General features: G+C 70.8%; 14 protein-coding genes. 6 read left to right on the top strand and 8 right to left on the bottom strand.

The genetic code is table 11. From position 1 onward, the window contains the following. The first annotated feature begins 82 nt into the window (after nt 1-82). The 3 genes from AB5J51_RS14100 to AB5J51_RS14090 all read left to right on the top strand — a co-directional run bounded on the left by AB5J51_RS14100 (nt 83) and on the right by AB5J51_RS14090 (nt 2,684). Nucleotides 83-721, top strand: a complete 639-nt coding sequence (locus AB5J51_RS14100; protein ID WP_053784728.1) for a DUF6230 family protein — start codon at nt 83-85, stop codon at nt 719-721. Between the two features lie 114 nt (nt 722-835). Further along, nucleotides 836-1,417: a DUF6114 domain-containing protein gene (locus tag AB5J51_RS14095; RefSeq protein WP_133896849.1), complete on the top strand. Its 582-nt coding sequence runs from the start codon at nt 836-838 to the stop codon at nt 1,415-1,417. Further along, entirely contained in the window at nt 1,407-2,684 is a 1,278-nt protein-coding gene (locus AB5J51_RS14090) for a hypothetical protein (RefSeq protein ID WP_053784730.1), read from the top strand. Before AB5J51_RS14095 ends, AB5J51_RS14090 begins: the two co-directional genes overlap by 11 nt. 127 nt (nt 2,685-2,811) lie before the next feature. Here AB5J51_RS14090 and pyk read toward each other — a convergent pair whose 3' ends face one another. The 3 genes from pyk to pta all read right to left on the bottom strand — a co-directional run bounded on the left by pyk (nt 2,812) and on the right by pta (nt 7,667). Then, nucleotides 2,812-4,242, bottom strand: coding sequence for a pyruvate kinase (pyk, locus tag AB5J51_RS14085; protein ID WP_053784731.1), 1,431 nt, complete (start codon nt 4,240-4,242; stop codon nt 2,812-2,814). Nucleotides 4,243-4,303: 61 nt separating this feature from the next. After that, nucleotides 4,304-5,521 (bottom strand): acetate kinase, encoded by a 1,218-nt coding sequence (locus AB5J51_RS14080; RefSeq protein ID WP_369777818.1) that lies wholly within the window; start codon nt 5,519-5,521, stop codon nt 4,304-4,306. Nucleotides 5,522-5,582: 61 nt separating this feature from the next. Continuing rightward, complete coding sequence (pta, locus tag AB5J51_RS14075) at nt 5,583-7,667, bottom strand: phosphate acetyltransferase (RefSeq protein ID WP_136226149.1); 2,085 nt, start codon at nt 7,665-7,667, stop codon at nt 5,583-5,585. Nucleotides 7,668-7,975: 308 nt separating this feature from the next. Here pta and AB5J51_RS14070 point away from each other — a divergent pair, with 308 nt between their 5' ends. Beyond that, complete coding sequence (locus tag AB5J51_RS14070) at nt 7,976-9,001, top strand: ATP-dependent 6-phosphofructokinase (RefSeq protein WP_053784734.1); 1,026 nt, start codon at nt 7,976-7,978, stop codon at nt 8,999-9,001. Between the two features lie 22 nt (nt 9,002-9,023). Here the strand turns inward: AB5J51_RS14070 and AB5J51_RS14065 are convergent, their stop codons facing one another. Next, nucleotides 9,024-9,707, bottom strand: a complete 684-nt coding sequence (locus tag AB5J51_RS14065) for a helix-turn-helix transcriptional regulator (RefSeq protein ID WP_199920433.1) — start codon at nt 9,705-9,707, stop codon at nt 9,024-9,026. A gap of 359 nt (nt 9,708-10,066) precedes the next feature. Here AB5J51_RS14065 and AB5J51_RS14060 point away from each other — a divergent pair, with 359 nt between their 5' ends. Next, on the top strand, nt 10,067-10,462 hold the full coding sequence (locus AB5J51_RS14060; protein ID WP_369777817.1) for a MerR family transcriptional regulator: 396 nt from the start codon (nt 10,067-10,069) through the stop codon (nt 10,460-10,462). A 17-nt stretch (nt 10,463-10,479) separates the two neighbouring features. Next, nucleotides 10,480-10,776: a thioredoxin family protein gene (locus AB5J51_RS14055; RefSeq protein WP_369777816.1), complete on the top strand. Its 297-nt coding sequence runs from the start codon at nt 10,480-10,482 to the stop codon at nt 10,774-10,776. Here AB5J51_RS14055 and glgB read toward each other — a convergent pair. From glgB to AB5J51_RS14035, 4 genes are all read right to left on the bottom strand, one after another. Then, entirely contained in the window at nt 10,766-13,093 is a 2,328-nt protein-coding gene (gene glgB / locus AB5J51_RS14050) for a 1,4-alpha-glucan branching enzyme (RefSeq protein ID WP_369777815.1), read from the bottom strand. The genes AB5J51_RS14055 and glgB overlap by 11 nt on opposite strands. Continuing rightward, the gene (locus AB5J51_RS14045; protein ID WP_369777814.1) at nt 13,090-14,613 is read right to left on the bottom strand and encodes a phosphotransferase; all 1,524 of its coding nucleotides are present in this window, start codon (nt 14,611-14,613) and stop codon (nt 13,090-13,092) included. The genes glgB and AB5J51_RS14045 overlap by 4 nt, the downstream gene beginning before the upstream one ends. A gap of 153 nt (nt 14,614-14,766) precedes the next feature. Continuing rightward, nucleotides 14,767-16,461 carry a maltose alpha-D-glucosyltransferase gene (gene treS / locus AB5J51_RS14040; RefSeq protein WP_053784738.1) on the bottom strand — a complete coding sequence of 565 codons (1,695 nt, stop codon included), beginning with the start codon at nt 16,459-16,461 and terminating at the stop codon, nt 14,767-14,769. Next, nucleotides 16,458-18,452, bottom strand: coding sequence for a maltotransferase domain-containing protein (locus tag AB5J51_RS14035; RefSeq protein WP_369777813.1), 1,995 nt, complete (start codon nt 18,450-18,452; stop codon nt 16,458-16,460). The genes treS and AB5J51_RS14035 overlap by 4 nt, the downstream gene beginning before the upstream one ends. Nucleotides 18,453-18,972 lie beyond the last annotated feature (520 nt).

Genomic DNA, 18,972 nt, shown 5'->3' with positions numbered 1-18,972 from the left:
TCCCGAGGACGTAGCACTTCTCCCATCCCAGGACGGGTACGGCCCGGACCGGAGATGTACGTCCGAGAAGGAGGAACGAATAATGAGTTCTCAGGTTCGTGGCGGGACCAGATGGAAGCGCTTCGCGCTCGTCATGGTGCCGAGCATCGCGGCAACCGCCGCGGTCGGTGTGGGTCTGGCGCAGGGTGCCCTCGCGGCGTCCTTCAGCGTCTCCGGCCAGGACTTCAAGGTCTCGGCCGACAAGCTCGACGGTGACAACCTCATTCAGTACGGCGGTATCGCCGAGGGTCACGACCTCAAGGGCAACGCTGCGCACCACCCGGTCACCATCTCCGGGTTCAGCCACGCCGAGATCACCAACATGTGCCAGTCGCTGGTGACCCCGACCCCGCTGGGCAACATCACGCTGCAGCTGCGGACGGGCCACAAGGGCAAGCCGGCCGTCGCCGACAACATCTACCTGGATGTTGCGGAGCTCGACACCGACGCCGAGTTCAAGAACCTGGACATCGGTGTCGCCGTGGGCGACTCGAGCCACAAGACCAAGCCGCAGGCCGGTACGGTCGCGAGCCCCTACGCGTTCTCCCAGCGCGCCGACAAGGCGATCCTGACGAACGTGCGCCAGAAGGCGTGGGCGACGACGGCGGGCACGTTCAAGCTGCCCGACCTCAAGCTCCGTCTGATGGGCGGCGACCAGCCGTGCTACCAGGACGAGAAGTAATCCGTCCCGGAGCGTGACCGGAGGGGCGGTCGGCGCCGGCTGCAGCCGATTCCGCCCGCCCGTCCGGGGCTCCACCTAGTTCTCCGTACCACCGTTTCCAGGGAGCTGTAGTCCATGAACCACCAGGCCCCGGTCTACGTTCGCCGCTCTGATGATGCTCTGCTCACCGTGGCGTATTACCACTTCTACGCCTGGCGCGGCCGCCGTCCCTTCTGGGCAGGCCTGTTCATGCTCCTCGGTGGTGTCCCGATCGTGTACTTCCCGTACGCGGACATGCGATTGGGCAACGTCACTCTCGCGATGGCGACGACGACCGGATCCGGCTCGCTGATCATCGGCATCCTGCTGATGACGCTGGGCCTGGCCCTCTGGTTCCAGCAGAGCATCCGCGTCTTCGCCGGGGTCGCCTCGATCCTGCTGGCCCTGGTGTCCCTGCCGGTGTCCAACCTGGGCGGGTTCTTCCTGGGCTTCATCTTCTCCATGGTCGGCGGCGCCCTCGCACTGTCGTGGGTTCCCGGCAGCCCGGAGGCAGAGGCCGCCGTCCCGGACGACGGCACGGGCAAGTCGGCGGCGATGGCGGACAACTCCCAGAGCAACTCGGGCATTCCGGGCATCCCGGCGCCCCGTGAGACGGAAACGGCATACGCGAGCGAGACGACTGCCCACGCCGATGGCGGGAGGAACAGTGCGGGGTGACGAGACGCAGCGGGGCGTGGCCCCGAGCGCAGAGTCCCGTGAAAGAAGGGGCCCGCGGCACGCCGCGCCCCGGAAGTCGCTGCTGAACAAGATCCAGATACCCGTCGGCAAGACGATGGCGCTGGCGGCCATGCCGACCGCGGTCTTCGTCGGGATGGGCGTGGCCCCGAAGCTGGCCCTCGCCGACGACCAGGAGATCCCCTTCGCGCCCGGCCCGTGCGTGACGCGGTCCGACGAGCCCGCGGAGTCGGCCTCTCCGAGCCCCTCCACGTCGCCCTCGCCGAGTTCGTCGCCCACCGCGACCCCCTCGCCCGGTGCGTCCAAGGCCCCGCAGCCCGGCGTCACCCCGCCGGCTCCGAAGCCTTCCGCCAGCAAGCCGGCCGGTCCCACCACCGCGTCGAAGCAGACCGAGCCGTCGGCCCCGGCCGCCGCGCCGTCCGCGTCCAAGACCCCGAACCCGCTGGACCCGCTGGGCGTCGGAGACGCGCTCAAGGGCATCGTCGACGGGATCACCAAGCCGCTCGAGACAGCGAAGCCGTCGGCGACCCCGACGCCCACGCCGTCCAAGACCGCCACGGCGACGCCGACTCCGGCCAAGCCCGCACCGGACCCGGCCACGGACGCCATCCGCGACGCGGCGAAGAAGGCCGGCGTCGACGTCAAGGAGCTGTCGCAGGACGTCAAGGACACCGCGGCGAAGCCGAAGGACGAGACGGGCAAGACGGCGGACGAGGACGAGCCGAAGCCCGAGGAGACGAAGAACGCGGACGGGAAGCAACCCTTCCCCTGCCCGACGTACGACGCCAAGGCGCTGGCCGACGCCGAGCTGGAGCCGGGCATCCCGCTCCTGCCGGACGAGCCGTGGTACCTCGACAGCTCGCTGCTGACCCTCTACGGCCTGGACTACCACGGCATCGTCGAGGTGAAGACGGCCGGCGGCAAGACGAAGAAGGTCCTGAAGTTCACGGCGGACTCGCTGGACATCAAGGACCTCTACCAGACGGTCGGCAAGAGCGGGAACGTCGCCCACCTGAAGTCCCGCTCCGGCTCCACGTCCAAGATCCGCGGCGGCACGGTGACGATGTACACCGAGAGCCTCAAGGGGAACCTGTTCGGCCTGATCCCGATCGAGTTCACCCCGAACAGCCCGCCGCCCCTGAACGTCCCGTTCGCGTTCTTCACGAACGTCAAGGTCGTCCAGGCCGGCCAGTTCGGCGGCACGCTCACCGTCCCGGGCCTCAAGAACTACATCGGCCCGCCGGAGTAGTCCCGTACGGGGCGGTCCCGCACGGCCCCGCGCACCGCGTGCACGCACCGAGGGCGGCACCCCGGATCCCTCTTGGGATCGGGGTGCCGCCCTCGGTCTCTGTGCGGCAGAGTCACACCGTGCGGTGTCAGCCCTGAGACTGGCCGCCCAGGTGGTGGACGCGGACCATGTTGGTCGTGCCCGGGACGCCGGGGGGCGAGCCGGCGGTGATGACCATGGTGTCGCCCTCGTTGTAGCGGCCCAGCTTCAGCAGCTCGCCGTCCACCAGGTCGACCATCGCGTCGGTGGTGTCCACGTGCGGGACGATGTAGGAGTCGACGCCCCAGCTCAGCGTGAGCTGGTTGCGGGTGTTGACGTCGGTGGTGAAGGCCAGGATCGGCTGGGTCACGCGGTAGCGCGACAGGCGGCGGGCCGTGTCGCCGGACTGGGTGAAGGCGATGAGTGCCTTGCCGTCGAGGAAGTCCGCGATCTCGCAGGCCGCGCGGGCGACGGAGCCGCCCTGGGTACGGGGCTTCTTGCCCGGGACCAGCGGCTGGAGGCCCTTGGAGAGGAGCTCCTCCTCGGCCGCCGTGACGATCTTCGACATCGTCTTGACGGTCTCGATCGGGTAGGCGCCGACCGAGGACTCGGCCGACAGCATGACCGCGTCCGCGCCGTCGAGGATCGCGTTGGCGACGTCGGAGGCCTCCGCGCGCGTCGGGCGCGAGTTGGTGATCATCGACTCCATCATCTGGGTCGCGACGATCACCGGCTTGGCGTTGCGGCGGCACATCTCGATGAGCCGCTTCTGGACCATCGGGACCTTCTCGAGCGGGTACTCGACGGCCAGGTCGCCACGGGCCACCATGACCGCGTCGAAGGCGTCGACCACGGCCGCCATGTTCTCGACGGCCTGCGGCTTCTCCACCTTGGCGATGACGGGGACCCGGCGGCCCTCCTCGTCCATGACCTTGTGGACGTCCTTGACGTCGTTGGCGTCGCGGACGAAGGACAGGGCGACCATGTCGCAGCCCATCCGCAGGGCGAAGCGGAGGTCGTCGACGTCCTTCTCCGACAGGGCGGGGACGTTCACGGCGGCACCCGGCAGGTTGATGCCCTTGTGGTCCGAGATGACACCGCCCTCGATGACGATGGTCTTGACCCGCGGGCCCTCGACCTCGGTCACCCGCAGCTCGACGTTGCCGTCGTTGATCAGGACCTGGTCGCCCTTGGCCACGTCGCCGGGCAGGCCCTTGTAGGTGGTGCCGCAGATGGACTTGTCACCCGGGACGTCCTCGGTGGTGATGGTGAACTCGTCACCGCGCACCAGCTCGACGGGGCCCTCGGCGAAGGTCTCCAGACGGATCTTCGGACCCTGGAGGTCGGCGAGGACGCCGACCGCACGCCCGGTGTCCTCGGAGACCTTCCGGACGCGGTCGTACCGCTCCTGGTGTTCTGCCTGGGACCCGTGGCTGAAGTTGAATCGGGCCACGTTCATACCTGCCTCGATGAGCGCTTTCAGCTGCTCATACGAGTCGACGGCGGGGCCCAGCGTGCAGACGATTTTGGAACGGCGCATGACTGGATCCTATCGGTTTGTTTCGTAGCGGAATATTCCGTCTGGTGGAAAGTCCAAGTGACTACTGAGTAACGAGGGCGTACGCCTGGGTGGCGATCTCCAGTTCCTCATCCGTCGGGACCACGGCCACCGCCACCCGTGCGTACTCCGGCGACACCAGCCGCGGCTCCGGGGAGCGCACGGCATTGGCCTCCGGGTCCAGGGCGAGCCCCAGCTCCGCGAGGCCCTCCACCGCAGCTTCCCGGACCTGGTGCGCGTTCTCGCCGACCCCGGCCGTGAACACCACCGCGTCCACCCGGCCGAGCACCGCCGAGTAGGCGCCTATGTACTTCTTCAGGCGGTGGACGTACGCCGCGAAGGCGAGCCGCGCCGACTCGTCGCCCTCGCCCGCCCGCCGCAGCACCTCGCGCATGTCGTTGTCGCCGCACAGGCCCAGCAGACCGCTCTTCTTGTTCAGGAGCGAATCGATCTCATCCACCGAGAAGCCGCCCACCCGCGCCAGGTGGAAGACGACCGCCGGATCCAGGTCGCCCGAACGGGTGCCCATGACCAGTCCCTCCAGCGGGGTCAGGCCCATGGACGTCTCCACGCACACCCCGCCCCGGACCGCGGAGGCCGAGGCCCCGTTGCCCAGGTGCAGCACGATCACGTTCACGTCCTCCACCGGCCGGCGCAGCAGCCCCGCCGTCGCCCGCGAGACGTACGCGTGGGAGGTCCCGTGGAACCCGTACCGCCGGATGGCGTACTTGTCCGCCGTCGCGGCGTCGATCGCGTACCGCGCCACGTACTCCGGCATCGTCGAGTGGAACGCCGTGTCGAACACCGCCACCTGCGGGAGCTCCGGGCGCAGCGCGCGGGCCACCTCGATGCCGGTGACGTTCGCCGGGTTGTGCAGCGGGGCCAGCGGGATCAGGCTCCGGATCTCCGCCAGCACCTCGTCGTCGATCACCGTCGGCTGCGTGAACCGGGTCCCGCCGTGCACCACCCGGTGCCCGACGGCGGCCAGCTCGGGGGAGTCCAGGCCCAGACCGTCGGCGGCGAGCTCCGCCGCGACGGCCCGGAGCGCGGCCCCGTGGTCCGCGATCGCGCCGAGCCGCTCGCGCTTGCCGCCGCCCGCGCCCGGACCGGTGAGCGGCTCGTGCACGAGCCGCGAGGTCTCTTCGCCGATCCGCTCCACCAGGCCGACGGCGAGGCGGATGGAGTCCGCCATGTCGAGCAGCTGGTACTTCACCGACGAGGAGCCGGAGTTGAGGACGAGTACGCGCGATGCGGTGGTCACGATGAGGGTCTTTCCTTCGGGGTGAGGGCTCGGCGGCTGGGCCGGGCGGGCTGTGCGGGGGTCAGGCGGTGGGGGCCGGCGCACCCTGTGCCTGGATCGCGGTGATCGCCACGGTGGTGACGATGTCCTGCACCAGCGCGCCGCGCGAGAGGTCGTTGACCGGCTTGCGCAGCCCCTGGAGCACCGGGCCGACCGCGACGGCGCCCGCCGAGCGCTGTACGGCCTTGTACGTGTTGTTGCCCGTGTTGAGGTCGGGGAAGATCAGCACGCTCGCCCGGCCGGCCACGTCGGAACCGGGCAGCTTGGTCGCGGCGACCGAGGGCTCCACGGCCGCGTCGTACTGGATCGGGCCCTCGACGGCCAGGTCGGGGCGCTGCTCACGGACGATCTCGGTGGCCTTGCGGACCTTGTCCACGTCCGCGCCGGAGCCCGAGGTGCCGGTCGAGTACGAGAGCATCGCGATCCGCGGCTCGACGCCGAAGGCGGCCGCGGTCGCCGCCGACTGGATGGCGATGTCGGCGAGCTGCTCGGCGCCCGGGTCCGGGTTGACCGCGCAGTCGCCGTAGACGAGGACCTGGTCGGCGAGGCACATGAAGAAGACCGAGGAGACGATCGAGGCGTCGGGCTTCGTCTTGATGATCTCGAACGCGGGCCGGATGGTCGCGGCGGTGGAGTGCACCGAGCCCGAGACCATGCCGTCGGCGAGACCTTCCTGGACCATCAGGGTGCCGAAGTAGTTGACGTCGGTGACCACGTCGAGGGCCAGCTCGACGGTCATGCCCTTGTGGGCGCGGGCCTGGGCGTAGAACTCGGCGAAACGTTCCCGCAGCGGGGAGGTCGCCGGGTCGATGAGCTGGGCGCCGGAGATGTCGACGCCCAGGGCGGCGGCCTTCTTCAGGATCGCCTGCTCCTCGCCGAGCAGGGTCAGGTCACAGACCCCGCGGCGCAGCACCACGTCCGCGGCACGCAGCACGCGCTCCTCGCCGCCCTCGGGCAGCACCACGCGGCGGCGCTCGGAGCGGGCCCGCTCCAGCAGCTCGTGCTCGAACATCATCGGCGTGACGCGCTCGGAGCGGGCCACCGACAGCAGCCCGCGCAGCTCGGCGGTGTCCACGTGCCGCTCGAACAGGCCGAGCGCGGTCTCCAGCTTGCGCGGGGTCGCGGAGTTCAACCGGCTCTGCAGCGAGAACAGTTCGGCGGCCGTCGGGAAGCTGTTGCCGGCCACCGAGACCACCGGGGTGCCCGGCGCCAGCTTCGAGGCCAGCGTCAGGATGTCGGGGCCCGGACGCTCGTTCAGCGTCAGCAGCACACCGGCGATCGGCGGGGTGCCGGAGGCGTGCGCGGCCAGCGCTCCGATGACTAGGTCTGCACGGTCCCCGGGGGTGACGACCAGGCAGCCGGGGGTCAGGGCGTTCAGGAAGTTCGGCAGCATGGCGCCGCCGAAGACGAAGTCCACGGCGTCGCGGGCCAGCCCGGCGTCGTCGCCGAGGAGCACCTCGCCGCCGAGCGCCCGGGTGATCTGGGCGACGGTCGGGGCGGAGAGCGACTTGTCGTCCGGCAGTACGTAGCAGGGGACCGGCAGGCGGGCGGCCAGCCGCTCGGCTATGGCGTCCCGGTCCTCGGCGGCCACCCGGTTGACCACCATCGCGACGACGTGGCAGCCCAGGCTCTCGTACGCGCGGAACGCGCTCTGGGCCTCGGCGCGCACGGCCTCGGCGGGCTGCTTGGTGCCGCCGACGACGGGCACCATCACGGCCCCCAGCTCGTTGGCGAGGCGGGCGTTCAGCGCCAGCTCGTCGGGGAGGTTCGTATCGGCGTAGTCGGTGCCGAGGACGAGCATGACCTCGTAGTCGCGGGCCACCCGGTGGTAGCCGTCCACCAGGCGGGAGACGAGCTCGTCGGTGCCCTTCTCGGCCAGGATGGCGGAGGCCTCGTGGTACTCCATGCCGTACGCCGCCCGGGCGTCCTGGTCGATCCGGTAGCGGGCCTTGAGGAGGTCGAAGAGCCGGTCCGGTCCGTCGTGCAGCAACGGGCGGTAGACGCCGACCCGCGCCGTCTGCCGGGTCAGCAGCTCCATGATCCCCAGCTCGACGACCTGCCGGCCGTCCCCCCGATCGATACCGGTCACGTACACGCTGCGCGTCACGCGTGCTCTCCGTCCCATGGTCTGGATGTGGGTGCCGCCCGCCGGGCCGGCGGGCGGATCCGAGTCGAATTCCCCCGATGGGGTGGCCTTGACCTCTTGACAATACCTCGGCGGGCAGATAGGGCGCCCGCCGGGAAAGGTCTGGCGGGAGGGGCCGAAAGGCCTGGTCGGCGGAGCGCCACAGGACGCGCCGCATCCCCGGCCCGTGGAACAATCGGACAGGGCTTCACCAATACGCCCTTCAGATGTACGGCTGTCCGCCCGCACGCGTACGGCCCGGTACGACCAGGAGCAGGAGACACAGCACGATGCGTATCGGAGTTCTCACCGCAGGCGGCGACTGCCCGGGCCTGAACGCTGTCATCCGTTCGGTCGTGCACCGCGCCGTGGTCGGCCACGGCGACGAAGTCATCGGCTTCGAGGACGGCTTCAAGGGCCTCCTGGACGGCCACCACCGGCCCCTCGACATCAACGCCGTCAGCGGCATCCTCGCCCGCGGCGGCACCATCCTCGGCTCGGCCCGCATGGAGCGCGCACGGCTGCACGAAGCCGCCGAGAACGCGCAGGAATTGGCGACGCGCTACGGTATCGACGCCCTCATTCCGATCGGCGGCGAGGGCACCCTGACCGCCGCCCGGATGCTGTCGGACGCCGGGATGCCGGTCGTCGGCGTGCCGAAGACCATCGACAACGACATCTCCTCCACCGACCGCACCTTCGGTTTCGACACCGCCGTCATGGTCGCCACCGAGGCCATCGACCGCCTCAAGACCACCGCCGAATCGCACCAGCGCGTGATGGTCGTCGAGGTCATGGGCCGGCACGCGGGCTGGATCGCCCTGGAGTCCGGCATGGCCGGCGGCGCCCACGGGATCTGCCTGCCGGAGCGCCACTTCGAGGTGGACGACCTGGTGAAGATGGTGGAGGAACGATTCTCCCGCGGTAAGAAGTTCGCCGTCATCTGCGTCGCCGAGGGCGCGCACCCCGCCGAGGGCTCCATGCCGTACGAGCGCGGCGCGATCGACGCCTACGGCCACGAGCGCTTCGCCGGCATCGGCAACCGCCTCGCCACCGAGCTGGAGCACCGCCTCGGCAAGGAGGCCCGCCCCGTCATCCTCGGCCACGTCCAGCGCGGCGGCGTCCCCACCGCGTACGACCGGGTCCTGGCCACCCGCTTCGGCTGGCACGCCGTGGAGGCCGTCCACCGCGGCGACTTCGGCAACATGACCGCCCTGCGCGGCACCGACATCGTGATGGCCCCGCTGGCCCAGGCGGTCACCGAACTGAAGACGGTCCCGGAGGAGCGCATGTACGAGGCCGAGTCCGTCTTCTGACCCGCCCCGCCGACGACACCCCCTAGCGGGCGCCGCCCGCGAAGGCCCAGAAGTGGGCCACGATGTCGGCCAGGAACTCCCGGCCGGCGTCCCCCGCGCCGGCCGCGCCCGAGGCGCCGCCCCAGCTCAAGGTGGCCACCATCTTCGACTGGTAGTCCGCGTGCAGCCGCTCCAGCACCGGCTCCAGGTGCTGCTTCGGCACCGGGAGCAGCTTGGCCAGCGGCTTCACGTACGCCTGCCAGCGCGTGGTCACCGCGTTGCGCAGCAGCTCGGCGAGCTCGTCCTGCTTGCCGGTCGCCGCCACGAACTGGGCCAGCGAAAGCCCGAGCACCTGCGCCAGGGCCACGGACTGCCGTTCGTTGCCCTTCCAGCGCCCGGTGTCCTCCATCTTCTGGTATGCGGTCGTCTCCAGCCCGATCCGCCGGGCCAGCTCGTCCGCGGCCAGGCCGCGGGCCATCCGGTGCTCCCGCAAGGTCACGGGCTCCGCGAGCAGCTCGCCGGGGGCGCACCAGAGCACGCCCGCGAGCGCCGTGAGCTCCGCGGAATTCGGCGATATCTCGCCACGCTCCCAGGCCATCACGGTCTCGGGCTCGACGATCAGTCCGTACTGGGCACGCAGGCCATAGGCGACATGACCGGGAGCCATGCCCAGGGCTGCGCGGAGGCGACGCGCTGCGGGGGCATTGAAGGGAGGGCTGGAGTGCACAGGGCACACCGTAGGAGTGCCCAAGGGGCGGCGACTACAGACCGTTCAAACAAGCCCAGAACTCGTAGGAACGTCCTATGGAGTTCGACGCTTTGGCCGGGTTTCTCGGCGACCGTCCGGTAATCGGATCGTTTCTAGATCCATTGGCAAGCGTACGGTTCCCCCCTGCCGTTGCGATACCCCTGCGCACGATCTCCACGGATCTCCACGCGATCTCCCGCTCCCCCTCCTGAACCGAGCTCCCGCCCGGTGCGTGATCCATGTCGGGGGCCCTCGCATACGGGGGTGGCGAGGGCCCCACCCCTCACCCCGAAGCCGCTCCTTGCCTTGACGTCGGCGTCAAGGACTACCGTCGGCGCATGCGCATCGGCGAACTGGCGGAGCAGGCGGGGACCACCACGCGGACCCTGCGGTACTACGAGTCGCGCGGACTGCTGCCCGCGCGCCGCACCGGCAACGGCTACCGCGCCTACGACGAGGACGACCTGCGGCTGCTGCGCCAGATCCGCATGCTCCAGGACTTCGGCTTCGAGCTGGAGGAGACCCGCCCGTTCGTCGACTGCCTGCGCGCCGGCCATCCCGCGGGGGACTCTTGTCCCGCGTCCCTGGCCGTGTACCGGCGCAAGCTCGCCGAGCTCGACGGGCTGATCGGCCAGCTGGCCGACGTACGGGAGCAGGTCGCGCGGCAGCTCACCGCCGCCGAGGAGGCCGCCGGCGAGGCGGCGTCGCCGCGCTGTGAAATGACCGGACCGTGAGAAGGGGAAGGGAAGAGATGATCCACGCCAAGGGTGTCGCCGAAGTGACCGACCTGGACTTCGAGGCGGAGGTGCTCGCCGAGCGGGGCCGGCCCGTCCTCGTGGAGTTCACCGCGGACTGGTGCGGGCCCTGCCGGCAGCTCGCGCCCGTGCTGTCCGCCGTCGCCGCCGAGCAGGCCGACCGCCTCAAGGTCGTGCAGATCGACGCGGACGGCAACCCCGCCACCGTCGTCCGGTACGGGGTGCTGTCCATGCCGACCCTGCTCGTCTTCCGCGATGGCGAGCCCGTCAAGCAGATGGCCGTCACGGCCTGAGCCAGACCGTCGCCAGGGGCGGGAGGGTCATGCGCAGGCTCGCCGGACGGCCCTGCGCGGGCACGGGCTCGGGCCGCAGGGGCTGCAGATGGCGCACGCCGCTGCCGCCGTACTGCTCCAGGTCCGTGTTCAGGACCTCCCGCCACCACGGCACCTCCTCCGGGACGCCGATCCGGTAGCCGTGCCGCACCACCGGCGAGAAGTTCGACACGCACAGCAGCGGCGAGCCGTCCTGTGCGTAGCGCAGGAACGCGAAGACGTTGTCCTCCACCGCGTCCGCTTCCACCCAGGCGAAGCCCTCCGGCACCGTGTCCTGCTCCCACAGCGCGGGCGCCGCCGCGTACGTGTGGTTCAGGTCGCGCACGAGGTCGCGTACGCCCCGGTGGTCGCCGGCCGCCGAGTACGAGGAGTCCAGCAGCCACCAGTCCGGCCCGTGCGACTCCGACCACTCCGAGCCCTGGGCGAACTCCTGGCCCATGAACAGCAGTTGCTTGCCCGGGTGGGCCCACATGAAGCCCAGGTACGCGCGGTGTATGGCCCGCTGCTGCCACCAGTCCCCGGGGATCTTCGACACCAGCGAGCCCTTGCCGTGCACCACCTCGTCGTGCGAGATCGGCAGCACGTAGTTCTCGCTGTACGCGTAGATCATCCCGAACGTCATGTCGTGGTGGTGGTACTTGCGGTGCACCGGATCCTTCGTCGCGTACCGCAGGGTGTCGTGCATCCAGCCCATGTTCCACTTCAGCCCGAAGCCGAGCCCGCCCGCGTCCGTCGGCCGGGTCACGCCCTCCCAGGCCGTGGACTCCTCCGCGATCGTCACCACGCCCGGACAGCGCCGGTACACCGTCGCGTTCATCTCCTGGAGCAGTGCCACCGCGTCCCAGTTCTCCCGCCCGCCGTGCTCGTTCGGCGCCCACTCGCCCTCGCCCCGCGAGTAGTCCAGGTAGAGCATCGAGGCCACCGCGTCCACCCGCAGCCCGTCCACGTGGAACTCCTGGCACCAGTACACGGCGTTGGCGACGAGGAAGTTGCGGACCTCCTTGCGGCCGTAGTCGAACTCCAGCGTCCCCCAGTCCGGGTGCGCGGCCCGCCGCGGGTCGTGGTGCTCGTACAGCGGCCGCCCGTCGAACTCCGCGAGCGCCCACTCGTCGCGCGGGAAGTGCGCGGGAACCCAGTCGACGATCACCCCGATCCCCGCCTGGTGCAGCGCGTCCACCAGCATCCGGAAATCGTCCGGGCTGCCCATTCTCGACGTCGGCGCGTAGAACCCGGTGACCTGGTAGCCCCACGAGCCGCCGAAGGGGTGCTCGGCGACCGGCATGAACTCCACGTGCGTGAAGCCGAGCTCCTTCACGTACGGCGGGAGCTGCTCGGCCAGCTGCCGGTACGAGAGCCCCGGCCGCCAGGACGCCAGGTGCACCTCGTACACCGAGAACGGTGCCTGGTGCGTGGGGCGGGCGCCGCGCCGCGCCATCCACTGCGCGTCCTGCCACTCGTACCGGGACGCGGTCACCACCGAGGCGGTGGCCGGCGGGACCTCCGTGTGCCGGGCCATCGGGTCGGCGCGCAGGGTGTGGCTGCCGTCCGGGCGGGTGATGTCGTACTTGTAGAGCGTGCCCTCGCCCACCCCCGGCAGGAACAGCTCCCACACCCCGGAGGCGCCCAGCGAGCGCATCGGGTACGCGACCGGGTTCCAGTACGAGAAGTCCCCGGTGACCCGCACCCCCTGGGCGTTCGGCGCCCACACCGTGAACCGGGTGCCGGCCACGCCCTGGTGCTCCATCGGGCGGGCCCCGAGCGCGTTCCACAGCTCCTCGTGCCGGCCCTCGCCGATCAGGTGCAGGTCCAGCTCGCCGACCGCGGGCAGGAACCGGTACGGGTCGTGCACCTCGAGCTCGTCGCCGTCGTACGTGACCAGCAGCCGGTAGTCCGGCACGCCGGTCAGCGGCAGCAGCCCCGAGAACAGCCCGTCGCCGTCGTCGAGGAGCTCGGCCCGCAGCCCCTTGGCGACGACCGTGACCGACTTGGCGTACGGGCGCAGCACACGGAAGACCACCCCGTCCCGCCGGGTCCGGGCGCCCAGCACCCCGTGTGGGTCGTGGTGGCGGCCCTCCAGCAGCCGGGCCCGTTCCTCGGCGCCGAGCGCGGGCGCCGGCCGCACCCCGTGCGCGGGAGCCCGCCGGGCGCGCGGTGTCTGGGCCTTGCGCGGCGCTGACGCGGCCGGTGCTCCGCGGCCCTGGGCGGCGGCCGGAGCCGGAGCCTTGGCCGGGGCCGCGGACGGCGGGGTGGTGGACGGTGACTGACGGGCGGGGCTCACGTGTGCGGCCTCCTAGGCGGCTGCGGGCGGGGGTGGGGGGAGAGCGAGGAGAAGCCTTCGCCGGGGCCGGGCCCGGCGCCCGGGCCGGGTCCCGCGGCGGGGCCGGGGCCGGGCCGGTGGGACTGCCCCGGGCGGGCTGTGGAGCCCGGGCCCGGCAGCGCCCGGCCGAATCCCCGGTCCGTGCCGGAGGCGAGCCGCCGGATCGCGGCCATGGGGACGTGCAGCCAGTCGGGGCGGTGCCGGGACTCGTAACGCGCTTCGTACACCGCCTTGTCGGTCTCGTACGCGCGCAGCAGTACGGGGTCCTCGCGCGGGTCGCGGCCGGTGGTGCGGGCGTAGCCCTCGCAGAAGGCGGCCCGGCAGGCGTCCGCCCAGGCGGGGGCGAAGGGGCGGTGGGAGCGGGCCGCGTAGTCGAACGAGCGCAGTATCCCGGCGATGTCGCGCACGGCGGGTTCGGGGCGGCGGCGGTCGGCCAGCGGCCGGGCCGGCTCGCCCTCGAAGTCGATCAGCGCCCAGCTGCCGTCGGCGGTCCGCAGCGTCTGGCCAAGGTGCAGGTCCCCGTGGATCCGCTGGGCGGGCACCCCGGCCCCGCGGGAGGCGGCCAGCGCGTCGAACGCCCCGCGCAGCCCGGCCTCGTAGGGCCGCAGCGCGGGCACCTCGCGGGCGGTGGCCGCCAGCCGGGCCGTCATCCCGGAGGCGAGCCGGGCGGTCTGCTCCGGGCCCAGCGCGACCGTGGGCAGGGCGGCGGCGAGCGCACTGTGCACCTCGGCGGTGGCCCGGCCCAGCGCATGCGCCTCGGCGGTGAAGTCGGCCCCGGCGCCGAGCCGGCGCAGCGCGAGCTGCCAGCCGTCGTCGGAGCCGCGCAGATAGGGCTGGAGCACGCCCAGGGTCAGCGGCTCCGCGCCGGGCAGCTCGGCCTCGTACCAGGCGACCGGCGCGGGCACGCGGGCGCATCCGGCGGCGGCCAGCGCCCGGGGCAGCTCCAGGTCCGGATTGACCCCGGGGCCGACCCGGCGGAACACCTTCAGGATGTGCGAATCCCCGTAGATCAGCGAGGAGTTGGTCTGTTCCCCGGACAGGGGCCGGGGGGTGAGCGCCGCCGGGATCAGCGCCATCGGGTCGCGGTCGAACCGCAGCGGGCCGAGGGTGCCGGGTGCGCGCAATCGTTCCAGCAGCAGGGCCGCCAGCCGCGGGTCACCCAGACCCTCGTACACGTACTGGCCGGCGTACGGGCCCTGCTCGGCGCGCCCGATCAGGGCGGGCGCCAGGGCCGGCGGCAGCGCGGGGCGGACGCCGAGCAGCAGTTGGTAGCAGTCGCCGTCGACGTCGAGGAGCAGGTGGACCAGCCGTGGGGAGGAACCCGGCGGCAGCAGATCGGCCGCCGAGATCATCCGGAGCCGGCCGATGCGCCGGCCCTTGCCGGCGAACCAGCGCTGGACCGGCAGCCAGTCCCGCAGCATCGGCTCCAGCGGACTGAGTCCGGTCGTGCTCGTCGTCCCGGCGGATGCAGCCTCCGACATGGCGTCGCGTCCTTTCCCCGGGCCGTCACAGAATGCGGAGAGTGTCCCGGATGGCGTCAGTGCTTCTCCGGTGGTGTACGAGTGTCGGGTCAGGATGATCCGTACAGGGGCGGGCGATTGACCCATTCGCGCCGCCCACCCCGTACTCGGCGGCTACTCGTTGCGCAGGCGGAACCAGTAGAAGCCGTGCCCCGCGAGCGTGAGCAGGTACGGCCACTCGCCGATCGGCGGGAAGCGCACGTCACCCGTGAGCTCCACCGGGACCCGCCCGTTGAACGACCGCAGATCCAGCTCGGTGGGCTGCGCGAAGCGCGAGAAGTTGTGCACGCACAGCACCAGGTCGTCCCCGTACTCGCGCAGGAAGGCGAGCACCGCCGGGTTGGACGAGGGCAGTTCGGTGTACGAGCCGAGGCCGAAGGCCGGGTTCGCCTTGCGGACCTCGATGAGCCTGCGGGTCCAGTGCAGCAGCGACGAGGGCGATGCCATCGCGGCCTCGACACTGGTGACCTGGTACCCGTAGACCGGGTCCATGATGACCGGCAGGTTCAGCCTGCCCGGATCGCAGGAGGAGAAACCGGCGTTGCGGTCCGGGGTCCACTGCATCGGCGTGCGGACGCCGTCGCGGTCGCCGAGCCAGATGTTGTCGCCCATGCCGATCTCGTCGCCGTAGTAGAGCACCGGCGAACCGGGCAGCGACAGCAGCAGGGCGGTGAACAGCTCCATCTGGTTGCGGTCGTTGTCGAGGAGCGGGGCGAGTCGGCGCCGGATGCCGATGTTGGCCCGCATCCGCGGGTCCTTGGCGTACTCGGCGTACATGTAGTCGCGCTCTTCGTCGGTGACCATCTCGAGGGTGAGCTCGTCGTGGTTGCGCAGGAAGATGCCCCACTGGCAGCGGTCCGGGATCGCCGGGGTCTTGGCCAGGATTTCGGAGACGGGGTAGCGCGACTCTCTTCGCACGGCCATGAAGATGCGCGGCATGACGGGGAAGTGGAAGGCCATGTGGCACTCGTCCCCGCCCTTCGCGAAGTCGCCGAAGTAGTCGACGACGTCCTCGGGCCACTGGTTGGCCTCGGCGAGCAGCACGGTGTCGGGGTAGTGCGCGTCGATCTCGGCGCGGACCCGCTTGAGGAGCTGGTGGGTGCGCGGCAGGTTCTCGCAGTTGGTGCCCTCCTCCGCGTACAGGTAGGGAACCGCGTCGAGTCTGAACCCGTCGATCCCGAGGTCCAGCCAGAAGCGGAGGGCGGAGACGATCTCCTCCACGACGGCCGGGTTCTCGTAGTTGAGGTCGGGCTGGTGCGAGAAGAACCGGTGCCAGTAGTACTGCTTGCGGACCGGGTCGTACGTCCAGTTCGAGGTCTCGGTGTCGATGAAGATGATGCGGGCGTCCTGGTACTGCTTGTCGTTGTCGGCCCACATGTAGTAGTCGCCGTAGGGCCCGTCCGGGTCCTTGCGCGACTGCTGGAACCACTCGTGCTGGTCGCTCGTGTGGTTCATGACGAAGTCGATGATCACCCGCATGCCGCGCTGGTGCGCGGCGTCCACGAACTCCACGAAGTCGGCGAGGTCGCCGAACTCGGGGAGCACCGAGGTGTAGTCGGCCACGTCGTAGCCCCCGTCGCGGAGCGGCGAGGCGAAGAACGGCGGCAGCCAGAGGCAGTCGACGCCCAGCCACTGGAGGTAGTCGAGCTTGGCGGTGAGCCCCTTCAGGTCCCCTACGCCGTCGCCGTTGCTGTCGTGGAAGGACCGTACGAGCACCTCGTAGAAGACCGCCCGCTTGAACCAGTCGGGGTCGCGGTCCTTCGCGGGGGTGTCCTCGAACGTGTCGTGGACGGGATCGTTGATCATCATGTGGTGGGTGACCCTCCGGTGGGCGGGGACGGTCGCAGGGCCGCCAGTACGTGGGCGGGCGTGCGGCCCGGTTCCAGGCGCACGTAGTTGGCCCTGCCCCAGTGGTAGGTCTCGCCGGTGAGCTCGTCGCGCACCGCGAGGGACCCGTGCCAGTCGAGGCCGAGTACCGGCATGTCCAACGAGACCGTCGCCTCCTGGGTGTGGTGCGGATCGAGGTTGACGACCACCAGTACGGAATTGGCGCCGGCATGCTTCGAATAGGCGATCACCTGGTCGTTGTCGGTCGTGTGGAAATGGATGTCGCGCAGCTGCTGGAGCGCCGGGTTGCGGCGGCGCATCCGGTTGAGGGCGGTGATCAGCGGGGCGATGGTGCGGCCCTCGCGGTCCGCGGCCGCCCAGTCGCGCGGCCGGAACTCGTACTTCTCGGAGTTCAGGTACTCCTCGCTGCCCTCCCGGACCGGGGTGTTCTCGCACAGCTCGTAGCCGGCGTAGACGCCCCAGGTGGGGGAGAGGGTGGCGGCCAGGACGGCGCGCACCTCGAAGGCCGGACGGCCGCCGTGCTGGAGGTACTCGTGGAGGATGTCGGGCGTGTTGACGAAGAAGTTCGGCCGCATGACGGCGGCGGAGCGGGTGTCCGCGAGCTCGGTCAGGTACTCGGTCAGCTCGGCCTTGGTGTTGCGCCAGGTGAAGTACGTGTACGACTGCTGGAAGCCGATCGCGGCGAGCGCGCGCATCATGGCGGGCCGGGTGAAGGCCTCCGCCAGGAAGATCACGTCGGGGTCGGACTTGTTGATGTCCGCGATCACCTTCTGCCAGAAGACGACCGGCTTCGTGTGCGGATTGTCCACCCGGAAGATGCGGACGCCGTGGTCCATCCAGTACCGCAGGATCCGGACCGTCTCCTCGACGATCCCGGCCATGTCGGTGTCGAAGTGGATCGGGTAGATGTCCTGGTACTTCTTCGGCGGGTTCTCCGCGTACGCGATCGTCCCGTCGGCCCGGTGGCGGAACCACTCGGGGTGCTTCTCCACCCACGGGTGGTCCGGGGAGCACTGGAGTGCGAAGTCGAGCGCGATCTCCATGCGCAGCTCGCGGGCGCGGGCGACGAAGGCGTCGAAGTCCTCGATCGTGCCGAGCTCGGGGTGGACCGCGTCGTGGCCGCCCTCGGTGGAGCCGATGGCCCACGGCACACCGGGATCCCAACTTCCAGCCGAAAGAGTGTTGTTCGGCCCCTTGCGATACGTACTCCCAATGGGGTGGATCGGTGGCAGGTACACCACGTCGAAGCCCATCGCGGCGATGGCCGGCAGCCGGTCGGCGGCGCTGCGGAACGTGCCGCTCACGGGCTGCTCGCCGGGCTCGACGACGGCCCCCTCGGAGCGCGGGAACATCTCGTACCAGGAGCCGAAGAGGGCCCGCTTGCGCTCCACGACCAGCGGCAGGGCCTTGGAGGCGGAGACCAGCTCGCGGTACGGGCGCCGGGCGAGGGCGGCCTGCACCGGGGGCGCGAGGGCGGCGGAGTAGCGCAGCGACACCGCGCGGTCCTCGTCGCGCATCGCCTCGGCGGCGGCCAGCACGTGCTCGCGCCCGTCCTTCTTCGGGATCCTGGAGCCGGCCCGCTCGTAGAGCTCGGCGCCCTCGAGCAGGGTCAGCCCGGTGTCGATCCCCGCGGGGATCTTGATGGCGGCGTGGGCCTGCCAGGTGGCGACGGGGTCGCTCCAGGCCTCGACGGTGTACGTCCACCTCCCCTCGACCTCGGCGGAGACCCGCGCCCCCCACCGGTCGGTGCCGGGCGCCAGCTCGCGCATCGGCACGGGGGGCCGCAGCCGCCCGCTCGGGTCGCGGAGCACGACATGGGCGGCGACGGCGTCGTGGCCCTCGCGGAACACGGTGGCGGAGATCTCGAAGACCTCGTCCACGACCGCCTTGGCGGGTCTGGCACCGCAGTCGACGGCGGGGCGGACGTCCAGCACGGGAATGCGACCGATCATGATGGGCTCACCTGGGGGCAGTTCGCAGGGCTCGGTGACAACAGCCCAGCCGGAGCACCGGCTGGTCGTGCACGCTCTGTTCGCTCTGTTTCTAGCCGCTCAGAAGACGGCTGGGCTGCGGGCATGGCCGCTCCTGTCCGCGTTCACTCGGGTGGCGGGAGAGGTGGTAGGGCGGGGGTGCCGTGCGTGTACGCGGGGAGCCCTGCCCACTCTCGCCCCGCCCAATCAGTGCTCTTGGTTAACTACTCGTACGTAGTGACGCGGCCCGGACCAAGCCCCTGGCCGACATCCGCTGAGGCTCAGTCAAGTCGGTCACGACTAACGGATGTACGTCGTGACACCTCCGTCCCACGAGCACCAGAGGCACCATCCGTGACCGGTGATTTGGGGTGGTGAAAGCTGAATGTCCGGAGTGACGGCGCTCTCCGGAGGAGGCGTCAAGAGGCCCGTCCCGGTGGATTCGCGTGCCGGTGCGCCCGCCGGAACGTCCTGAATCCGCCTCGTCTTTTTTCCGGGAACA

This window comes from Streptomyces sp. R33, assembly GCF_041200175.1.
GTDB lineage: Bacteria > Actinomycetota > Actinomycetes > Streptomycetales > Streptomycetaceae > Streptomyces > Streptomyces katrae_B.
The sequence above is the reverse complement of the archived record's forward strand: the minus strand, read 5'-3'. Positions and strand labels throughout refer to the sequence as shown.

What these genes read in the sequence shown, in the direction of transcription:
- AB5J51_RS14060 (WP_369777817.1), top strand. Translation starts at nt 10,067, where the DNA reads ATGCGCATCGGCGAACTGGCGGAGCAGGCGGGGACCACCACGCGGACC.
- AB5J51_RS14095 (WP_133896849.1), top strand. Translation starts at nt 836, where the DNA reads ATGAACCACCAGGCCCCGGTCTACGTTCGCCGCTCTGATGATGCTCTG.
- pyk (WP_053784731.1), bottom strand. Translation starts at nt 4,242, where the DNA reads ATGCGCCGTTCCAAAATCGTCTGCACGCTGGGCCCCGCCGTCGACTCG.
- AB5J51_RS14045 (WP_369777814.1), bottom strand. Translation starts at nt 14,613, where the DNA reads ATGTCGGAGGCTGCATCCGCCGGGACGACGAGCACGACCGGACTCAGT.
- AB5J51_RS14070 (WP_053784734.1), top strand. Translation starts at nt 7,976, where the DNA reads ATGCGTATCGGAGTTCTCACCGCAGGCGGCGACTGCCCGGGCCTGAAC.
- AB5J51_RS14035 (WP_369777813.1), bottom strand. Translation starts at nt 18,452, where the DNA reads ATGATCGGTCGCATTCCCGTGCTGGACGTCCGCCCCGCCGTCGACTGC.
- treS (WP_053784738.1), bottom strand. Translation starts at nt 16,461, where the DNA reads ATGATGATCAACGATCCCGTCCACGACACGTTCGAGGACACCCCCGCG.
- AB5J51_RS14100 (WP_053784728.1), top strand. Translation starts at nt 83, where the DNA reads ATGAGTTCTCAGGTTCGTGGCGGGACCAGATGGAAGCGCTTCGCGCTC.
- AB5J51_RS14055 (WP_369777816.1), top strand. Translation starts at nt 10,480, where the DNA reads ATGATCCACGCCAAGGGTGTCGCCGAAGTGACCGACCTGGACTTCGAG.